This window comes from Vibrio hibernica (assembly GCF_015223435.1).
Taxonomy (GTDB): Bacteria; Pseudomonadota; Gammaproteobacteria; order Enterobacterales; family Vibrionaceae; genus Vibrio; species Vibrio hibernica.
Map to the genome: position 1 here is coordinate 1 of NZ_VHKO01000113.1, position 1,643 is coordinate 1,643.

General features: G+C 51.7%; 1 rRNA gene. It reads right to left on the reverse strand.

The annotated features are described in order from the left end of the window. Positions 1 to 46: 46 nt before the first annotated feature. Positions 47 to 1,589 (reverse strand): 16S ribosomal RNA (locus FH976_RS15670). Positions 1,590 to 1,643: the final 54 nt, after the last annotated feature.

Genomic DNA, 1,643 nt, shown 5'->3' on the forward strand with positions numbered 1-1,643 from the left:
AAACCTAATCAATCTGTGTGGGTACTCATCAAAAATAATCTTTTCGTAAGGAGGTGATCCAGCCCCAGGTTCCCCTAGGGCTACCTTGTTACGACTTCACCCCAGTCATGAACCACAAAGTGGTAAGCGTCCTCCCGAAGGTTAAACTACCTACTTCTTTTGCAGCCCACTCCCATGGTGTGACGGGCGGTGTGTACAAGGCCCGGGAACGTATTCACCGTAGCATTCTGATCTACGATTACTAGCGATTCCGACTTCATGGAGTCGAGTTGCAGACTCCAATCCGGACTACGACGCACTTTTTGGGATTCGCTCACTATCGCTAGCTTGCTGCCCTCTGTATGCGCCATTGTAGCACGTGTGTAGCCCTACTCGTAAGGGCCATGATGACTTGACGTCGTCCCCACCTTCCTCCGGTTTATCACCGGCAGTCTCCCTGGAGTTCCCGACATTACTCGCTGGCAAACAAGGATAAGGGTTGCGCTCGTTGCGGGACTTAACCCAACATTTCACAACACGAGCTGACGACAGCCATGCAGCACCTGTCTTAGAGTTCCCGAAGGCACTCCTGCGTCTCCGCTGGATTCTCTAGATGTCAAGAGTAGGTAAGGTTCTTCGCGTTGCATCGAATTAAACCACATGCTCCACCGCTTGTGCGGGCCCCCGTCAATTCATTTGAGTTTTAATCTTGCGACCGTACTCCCCAGGCGGTCTACTTAACGCGTTAGCTCCGAAAGCCACGGCTCAAGGCCACAACCTCCAAGTAGACATCGTTTACGGCGTGGACTACCAGGGTATCTAATCCTGTTTGCTCCCCACGCTTTCGCATCTGAGTGTCAGTATCTGTCCAGGGGGCCGCCTTCGCCACTGGTATTCCTTCAGATCTCTACGCATTTCACCGCTACACCTGAAATTCTACCCCCCTCTACAGTACTCTAGTTTGCCAGTTTCAAATGACCTTCCGAGGTTGAGCCCCGGGCTTTCACATCTGACTTAACAAACCACCTGCATGCGCTTTACGCCCAGTAATTCCGATTAACGCTCGCACCCTCCGTATTACCGCGGCTGCTGGCACGGAGTTAGCCGGTGCTTCTTCTGTTGCTAACGTCAAATTATGCAGCTATTAACTACACAACCTTCCTCACAACTGAAAGTACTTTACAACCCGAAGGCCTTCTTCATACACGCGGCATGGCTGCATCAGGCTTTCGCCCATTGTGCAATATTCCCCACTGCTGCCTCCCGTAGGAGTCTGGGCCGTGTCTCAGTCCCAGTGTGGCTGATCATCCTCTCAGACCAGCTAGGGATCGTCGCCTTGGTGAGCCATTACCTCACCAACTAGCTAATCCCACATAGGCGTATCCAGTAGCGCAAGGCCCGAAGGTCCCCTGCTTTGCTCCAAAGAGGTTATGCGGTATTAACAGTCGTTTCCAACTGGTATCCCCCTCTACTGGGCAACTTCCTATGCATTACTCACCCGTCCGCCGCTCGTCAGCAGATTAGCAAGCTAATCTCTGTTACCGCTCGACTTGCATGTGTTAGGCCTGCCGCCAGCGTTCAATCTGAGCCATGATCAAACTCTTCAATTAAAGTTTTGTTGATGCTTTCGCATCGGCTCAATGATTACTGACTTCAAACTCATT